This is a genomic window from Salinisphaera sp. (genome assembly GCF_035690525.1).
Taxonomy (GTDB): domain Bacteria; phylum Pseudomonadota; class Gammaproteobacteria; order Nevskiales; family Salinisphaeraceae; genus Salinisphaera.
The window spans coordinates 19,612-27,111 of sequence record NZ_DASSKM010000011.1; the positions used below are offsets into that span (position 1 = coordinate 19,612).

The window sequence follows — 7,500 nt, forward strand, 5'->3', positions numbered from 1 at the left end:
CTAAAGCGGATTCGTTTCAAGGCCGGGCGAATCTCCTGGTAGCCTCGAATGCCAAAGCGCGAACGGCGCCACGAGGATACGGGGACGGATAACGAGGCATGAATGAAAGCCTCAAGAATCACGCACGCGAACGACGTTTGTTTCGTCGCCGGCTGCTGGTGGCCGCTGCCGGCGCCGCGCTATTGTTTCTGGCGCTCGGTGCGCGGCTGGTCGATCTCCAGGTGCTCGATTACCATCGTTACCGCGTGGCGGCGCGGGACAACCGCACGCGGATACAGGCGATTCCGCCGGTACGCGGGTTGATCTACGACCGCGATCATACCGTGCTGGCCGACAATCGAACGGCTTATGCGCTTAACGTGGTGCCGAACCGGGTATCCGACATGGACGCGATGCTGGATCGGCTGGCGGACATCGTGCCGATCTCGAAAGCAGAGCGGCGCCGTTTTCTGGACCGTGTGGATTCGGGGCCGGGCTATCGGGCCGTGCCGCTGGTCGCCGGGATCGACAAGCGCACTCTTGCCCGTTTTGAGGTCAATCGCAGCCGTTTCCCCGGTGTGGAAGTCCATGCCGGACTGATGCGCCAGTACCCGCTCGGCAAGGCGGCGGCGCACGTTATCGGTTATGTCAGCGCCATTACTGCGAGTGATCTGCGACGTGTGGACGCGAGTCGATATCAAGGCACGGCGAACATCGGCAAGAGCGGAGTGGAATACAGCTACGAGTCGCAGTTGCACGGTTACCCCGGCTCTAGGGTGGTCGAGGTCAACGCCATCGGTCGTCCGCTGCGCGAGCTCGAGCGGCATGCGCCGCAGGCCGGCGACACGCTTTATCTGACCCTGGACGCCGAGTTGCAGAAGACGGCCTTCCATGCGCTTGGCGACAAGGCGGGCGCCGTCGTGGCACTCGATCCACAAACCGGCGGGGTGCTGGCGATGGTCAGTAAGCCGAGCTTCGACCCGGAGCTGTTCGTCAACGGTATCAGCGTGGATGCTTATCATCGACTGTTGTCGAACGACCGCAATCCGCTGTTCAATCGGGCTATTCAGGGCGAATATCCGCCCGGCTCGACGGTCAAACCGGTGATGGCGCTTGCCGGCATGGAGGCCGGTAATATCGATCCGTACGAACGCGTGTGGTGCCCCGGCTATATCACGCTTCCCGGCAGTAGCCATCGTTATCGCGGCTGGAAGCGCTCCGGCCAGGGTTGGTTGAATCTCATTCAGGCGATCACCCGGTCGGCGGACGTCTATTTCTACAAGCTCGGTCTGCAAACCGGCATCGACGATCTGTATCGCTACGCCACCATGTTCGGGTTGGGGCAGAAAACCGGTATCGATCTGGCGCGGGAGAACAGCGGACTGATGCCGTCGCCGACCTGGAAACACGGGGTCAAGCATCGACCCTGGTACCCCGGGGAGACCTTGAACACCGTGATCGGCCAGGGTTACGTCACAGCCACGCCGCTGCAACTGGCCCAGATGACGAGCCTGATCGCCGAGCGCGGCCACGGGTTCAAGCCGCATCTGCTCAAAGCCTGGCGCTCGGCCGGCAGCAATGAGCTACACGAGTACAAGCCGGTGGCCCTGCCGCCGATCCGGCTAAAAGACGCCCGGCATTGGGATATCGTCATCCAAGGGATGCGTAACGTGGTTTCGGCGCCGCACGGCACGGCTTATTGGTATGTCGGCCAGAATCTCGATTATCCGATCGCCGGCAAATCGGGCACCGCCCAAGTAGCGAGCCTACCGCAGCATCAAGCCGCGCCGGACGAGATGTCGGTGCCGCGCCCGGTGCGCCCGCACGCCTTGTTCATCGCCTTTGCGCCCATCGAGGACCCGCGGATCGCGGTAGCCGTGGTCGTCGATCATGGCGGCGGTGGCAGCAGCATCGCCGGGCCCATCGCGCGGCGGGTGATCGATCAGTATCTGGACAACACGCCGCCGGCCGACAAGACTTCGAGCACAATCCAGACGTGACGAAAGCATACCGGTCAACGGGGGAGAACGAGCCATGAATCGCTGCGTCGCATTCGCTTGTCTGATCGGAGCCTTGACCGGGTTTTGGGCGCTCGCACCGGTCGCAGCGGCACGCCAGCCCGATGTGCCGTCGCCGCCCTCGCTGGGTGCTGCGAGCTATGTGTTGATGGCTTATCAATCGGGCCAGACATTGGCGGCCCAACATGCCGATCGCGAATTGCCGCCGGGCAGCGTCTCGAAGCTGATGGTCGGTTATATCGTGTTCGGCGAAATCCGCGCCGGCCGTCTATCGCCCGAAACCGAGGTCACGGTGAGCGAGAAAGCCTGGCGCATGCACGGTCCGCAGATGTTTCTGGAGGTCGGCGACGAGGTATCGATCGACGCTTTGCTGCACGGCCTGATCACCACCTCGGGCAACGACGCGGCGGTACAGCTGGCGCAATACATCGCCGGCACGACGCGCACGTTCGTAACCTATATGAACCAGTACGCGCAGCGGTTGAATCTTACGCACAGTCATTTTGCAAACGTGACCGGCCAGCCGGCCAAGGGCGAATATGTCAGCGCCGCGGATGTGGCGCGTCTGTACGCCGCGATGCTGCGTCGCTTCCCGCAGCTGTATCGGCGTTATTACAGTCAGAAATCGTTCACCTACAACGGCATCCACCAATACAACCGCAATTCGCTACTTTGGGCCGATCCCCGGGTCGGCGGCGGCATCGTGGGCGCCGACAAAGCGGCCGGCTACCACCTCGCCGCGTCGGCGCGCCATGACGGTACACGCGTGATCGCCGTAGTGCTCGGTGCGCGATCGGCCCGCGCGCGCAAGCACGAATGCGATGCCCTGATCAATTACGCCTTTCGCTTCTATCGCAACGGCGTGCTCTGGCCGGCGGGACAACCGGTCAAGAGGATGCGCGTCTGGAAAGGCGATGCCGATCAAGTGGCCGTCATGGCCAAGGGGCCGGTCAATGTCACCTATCCGCGCGGGCAGCGCGATGCGCTGGTCTATCGCGCCCGTTTGCCCGTGCATCTGATCGCGCCGATACACAAGGGCGAACGGCTTGGCGAGCTGCGCATTCTTTATAATGAACGATTGCTCAAAGACGTGCCGCTCTACGCCGGGGCCACCGTCGGCCCCGGCAACGTCGTGACCCGAGTTTACGATGATCTACGGCTGATGCTAGGCGCGTAAGTTCGTAATGACGACGCCCGTCAGTCGCCGTCGGTATGGCGCTTGGCGGCCTTGAGCAGCGGTTCGATCAAGTCCATCGGCAACGGGAACACGATGGTTGCGTTCTCGTTGCTGCCCATATCGAGCAGCGTCTGCAGATAGCGCAGTTGCATGGCCTGGGGCTCGGCCGAAAGCTCGCGTGCGGCGTTGCGCAGATTCTCGGCGGCTTGCAGTTCGCCCTCCGCGTTGATGATCTTGGCGCGCCGCGAACGCTCGGCCTCGGCTTGTCGGGCGATCGCGCGGGTCATGCTTTCGTCGAGCTCGACCTGCTTGATCTCTACGTTGGCCACCTTGATGCCCCAGGCATCGGTCTGCCGATCGAGAATCTCCTGAATATGGCTGTTGAGTTTTTCGCGTTCGGCGAGCATGTCGTCCAGTTCGTGCTGACCGAGCACGCTGCGCAGCGTGGTCTGGGAAAGCTGGCTGATCGCGGCATAGAAGTTCTCGACCTCGACAATCGCCTTGTTGGCCTCGATCACACGAAAATAGACCACCGCGTTGACCTGCACCGACACATTGTCGCGCGAGATCACTTCTTGAGCCGGCACGTCCATCACCGCCACGCGCATATCGACCTTGATCATCTTCTGGACCACCGGCACCACGAAGAACAGCCCCGGCCCCTTGACGCCGGTCATGCGGCCGAGTGTGAACATCACGCCGCGTTCGTATTCGGGTAGGATTTTTATCGAGATGAAGATAAAGATCGCCAATAGGACGATCACGGCGATCACGATATCGATCAGCATTTTTAGTTCCCCTCCGGCCGCCGGCCGGCGTTGTTCGGATGATCGGACGCGTTGGCGGCGCAGCGCGGACGTACGGATACGGTCAAGCCGTCGACGCCGGTCACGATCAGGCTCTGGTCGCGCGCTACGGGCGTGTCGCTCACCGCCCGCCACGATTCGCCGTGCAGCCAGACCCGGCCGTCGCGCTCGAAGTCGGTGAGCGCGATACAGTCGCGGCCGACGAGCCCCTCGTAGCCGGTCTCGATGCGGGCACGGCGCGAGCGCGCGAACAGCCATACCATCAGCGCCAGTATCAGCGCGGCTGCGATCGCGATCCCGATGATGACCCCCATGGAGACATCGTACCCCGGTACGTCGCTTTCCATAAGCATGATCGAACCGAACACGATCGCCACGATCCCGCCGAGCCCGAGCGCCCCGAAGCTGGGCGCGAACGCCTCGGCCACGAACAGCAGCACGCCGAGCACGATCAACGCCGCACCGCCGTAGCTTACCGGCAGCACATGAAAAGCGAACAACGCGGCGATCAGGCTGATGGCGCCGACGGTGCCGGGCAGGGTGGCGCCCGGCATCAGGGCCTCGGCGGCCAGCCCGACGATACCGATCATGAATAACAAATAGGCCACGGTGGGATTGGTGATGATCGCCAGCAGCGATGTGCGCCAGCCGGGTGCGCGCTTGTCGATCGACAGATTCGCGGTATGCAGCGTGACCGGGCCGGCGGCGGTGTCTACTTGGCGGCCGTCGACGGCCGTGAGCAAGGCCTGCGGGTTGTCGGCGATGAGATCGACCACGTTCCGCTTCGCGGCCTGGCGCGCGCTCAGGCTCGCCGCTTGGCGCACGGCTTTTTCGGCCCAGTCGGCATTACGGCCACGGCGCTCGGCCAGGCTGCGGATATAGGCCACCGCGTCGTTGACCTGCTTGCGCCGCTCGGTGGCGCCGTTGGACAAATCCGGCGTGGCATCGCTATTGGCATCGGCCTGTTCGCCGCGCTTGCCGTTATTGGCCGGCGCATTGCGGTCGCCGGCGCCGCCGATCTCGATCGGCGTGGCGGCCCCCAGATTCGTGGCCGGCGCCATCGCGGCGATATGCGTGGCATAGAGAATATAGGTGCCCGCGCTGGCGGCGCGCGCGCCGGGCGGGCCGACATAGCCGATCACCGGCACGCGCGAATTCAGAACGGCCTTGACGATGTCGCGCATCGAAGCCGACAGGCCGCCCGGCGTGTCCAACCGCAGTATGATCACCGGCACGTGATCGGCGTTGGCCTGTTCGATCTGATCGACTACATAGTTGCCGATCGCCGGGCCGATGGCGCCGTCGATCGGGATCTCGCGGGCCGTTGATCCCGCGTCGCCGTTGCCGGCCGTCGAAGCATATAGCGGGGCGATAAGCATGATCGCCAGGGCGGTGGCCGCGATTCGGGAAAAACAACGCCGGGATCGAACACTCATACGATGAATAACGCGGCGCACGAACGATCCGATGCGCTCAGAGCGTGTCGTAGAGCGCGACAAGCTGTTGCGTGACCTTGTGGCTCGGCGCGTAGTGGATGAGCGGGATCGAGGCGTCGTGCGACTCGCGCACCTTCACCGAGCTGTTGATGTGCGCGTCGATGATGGGGTGGCCTTCCGCGGCCAGTTCGGCGAGCATGCGGCGGGGCAGCTTGGCGCGGGGTTGGAACTGGTTGACCACGATCCCGTCGACCACGAGCGACGGATTGTGGTCGTCCTGGATCTCGTGCACGTTGTCGAACAGCGCGTACAGCGCCTGGCGCGCGAAATCGTCGCAGTCGAAGGGCACGAGCACGCGTTCGGCGGCAATGAGCGCGGACTGGGAATAGAAATTCAGCGCCGGCGGGGTGTCGATGAAGACCTCGTCGAAGCCTTCGAGCCGGTCCAGCGCCTGGCGCAGCTTGTAGATTTTGTGTTTGGCCTCGAGCTTGACCCGGATTTCCTCGAGATCTGGATGCGCGGCGATAATCGAGAGATTCTCGAACGGCGTGTCGGTGATGTAGGCGGTGAGTTCCTCGCCGTGCCGGCCGCGCGCCAGCGTGGCCTCGAAAAAATCCGCGCTGCCGCACTCGGCCTGGCGCCCGTCCGAGGACAGCAGATACTGGCTGGCGTTGCACTGGGCATCCAGATCGACGACCAGCGTACGTTTGCCACGCGCGGCGGCGATGGCGGCGAGATTGGCGAGCACGGTCGTCTTGCCGACCCCGCCTTTTTGGTTGAACACGACCCGAGTCGTCATGAGCGCTCGCGGCGAAAGGCCGCGCCGAATATCATCGTCATGCGCTCGACTTTAGCCGCTCACCCACACCTCGTCGAGCCGCGCCGGTCCGGCCGTATCAGACCTTGTCGGACGAACGCGCGGGCATGGGCTTGCCGGCGGAGCGCGCGGTCTCGGACGCGGTGCGCCGGCGCGCCTTCCATTGCACGCGATACAGATCGTGGCGCCGGTCGAGCATGTTCTGCACCGAGCCCGAGGTGCGCGCCTCCTGCAGCGTATCCAGCCGTACATCGGCGATCGCGACCTGTTCGGCGTTGGCCGTGGTATCGGCGGCGATGCCGTCGCGGGCGAAGGCGAAGTCGCAGGGGGTGATGATGGCCGACTGCGCGTAATGCATATCCATTGCGTGAATACGCGGCAGATTGCCGGTGTTGCCGGCGGTCGCGACGTAGATTTGGTTTTCGACCGCCCGCGCGTGGGCCGAATAGCGCACGCGCAGATAGCCGGCCCGGTCCTCGGTCGAGAAGGGCACGAACAGAATATTGATGCCCTGATCGGCCAGATGCCGCGACAGTTCGGGAAACTCGCTGTCGTAGCACACGAGTACGCCGATCGGTCCGCAGTCGGTCTCGATGGCGTTGAGCGTATCGCCGCCGACGATGTTCCAGTGCTCGCGTTCGCCCGGCGTCGGGTGGATCTTGGGCTGCATATACTCCGAGCCGTCGCGCAGATAGATATAGGCGGTGTTCTGGAGCTCGTCGCCCACCTGCGTCGGATGCGAGCCGGCGATGATATTAACGTTGAAGCGCACCGCCAGGTCCGCCATCAGCTCCCGGAAATCGTCGCAAAAATCGGCCAGGCGCCAGATCGCCGTACGCCGATGCAGATCTTCGTTCTTGATCGACAGCAATTGAACCGTGAACAATTCGGGAAAGACCACGAAATCCGCCTTGGCGTCGGCGGTCTCGCGCACGAAATAAGTCACGATCTGGGCGAACTCGTCGAACGAATCGACCGCGCGCTGCATGTACTGCACGGTGGCGATGCGCACCGTGTTGCGGCGCTGCAGATGCACGTGCGAATCGCCGGCCACATCCTCGCGATACTTGTATTCCGGGTTGCGCCAGAGCAGGTGGGCGCCGTAGCCCATGGAGTCGGAATCGTCGGGCAGATAGTTCGGCATCACCCCGAGCAGTTCGTAGCCCTGGGCCAGCTGGAACGACAACACCCGATCGCGGATGGTCTTGTCGGCCACGGCTTCGACGTAGGCTTCGGCGCTGCCGAATTGCCTGTAACGCCGGCGCAG

The 7,500-nt window shown here is 63.7% G+C and carries 6 protein-coding genes; 2 read left to right on the forward strand and 4 right to left on the reverse strand.

Annotated elements, in window-relative coordinates:
- Nucleotides 1–98: 98 nt before the first annotated feature.
- Together mrdA and VFJ08_RS00800 are read left to right on the forward strand one after the other, a co-directional pair.
- The gene (gene mrdA, locus VFJ08_RS00795; RefSeq protein WP_324994153.1) at nucleotides 99–1,979 is read left to right on the forward strand and encodes a penicillin-binding protein 2; all 1,881 of its coding nucleotides are present in this window, start codon (nucleotides 99–101) and stop codon (nucleotides 1,977–1,979) included.
- Between the two features lie 34 nt (nucleotides 1,980–2,013).
- Complete coding sequence (locus VFJ08_RS00800; RefSeq protein WP_324994155.1) at nucleotides 2,014–3,174, forward strand: D-alanyl-D-alanine carboxypeptidase family protein; 1,161 nt, start codon at nucleotides 2,014–2,016, stop codon at nucleotides 3,172–3,174.
- A gap of 20 nt (nucleotides 3,175–3,194) precedes the next feature.
- On the opposite strand, the gene VFJ08_RS00805 is transcribed toward VFJ08_RS00800, so the two are convergent.
- From VFJ08_RS00805 to VFJ08_RS00820, 4 genes are all read right to left on the reverse strand, one after another.
- On the reverse strand, nucleotides 3,195–3,962 hold the full coding sequence (locus VFJ08_RS00805; RefSeq protein WP_324994157.1) for a slipin family protein: 768 nt from the start codon (nucleotides 3,960–3,962) through the stop codon (nucleotides 3,195–3,197).
- A 2-nt stretch (nucleotides 3,963–3,964) separates the two neighbouring features.
- Nucleotides 3,965–5,416, reverse strand: coding sequence for a nodulation protein NfeD (locus VFJ08_RS00810; RefSeq protein ID WP_324994159.1), 1,452 nt, complete (start codon nucleotides 5,414–5,416; stop codon nucleotides 3,965–3,967).
- A gap of 37 nt (nucleotides 5,417–5,453) precedes the next feature.
- Nucleotides 5,454–6,215 carry a ParA family protein gene (locus VFJ08_RS00815; protein WP_324994161.1) on the reverse strand — a complete coding sequence of 254 codons (762 nt, stop codon included), beginning with the start codon at nucleotides 6,213–6,215 and terminating at the stop codon, nucleotides 5,454–5,456.
- A 97-nt stretch (nucleotides 6,216–6,312) separates the two neighbouring features.
- Nucleotides 6,313–7,500 (reverse strand): carbon-nitrogen hydrolase family protein (locus VFJ08_RS00820; RefSeq protein WP_324994163.1); only part of this gene is annotated, 1,188 nt, incomplete at its 5' end.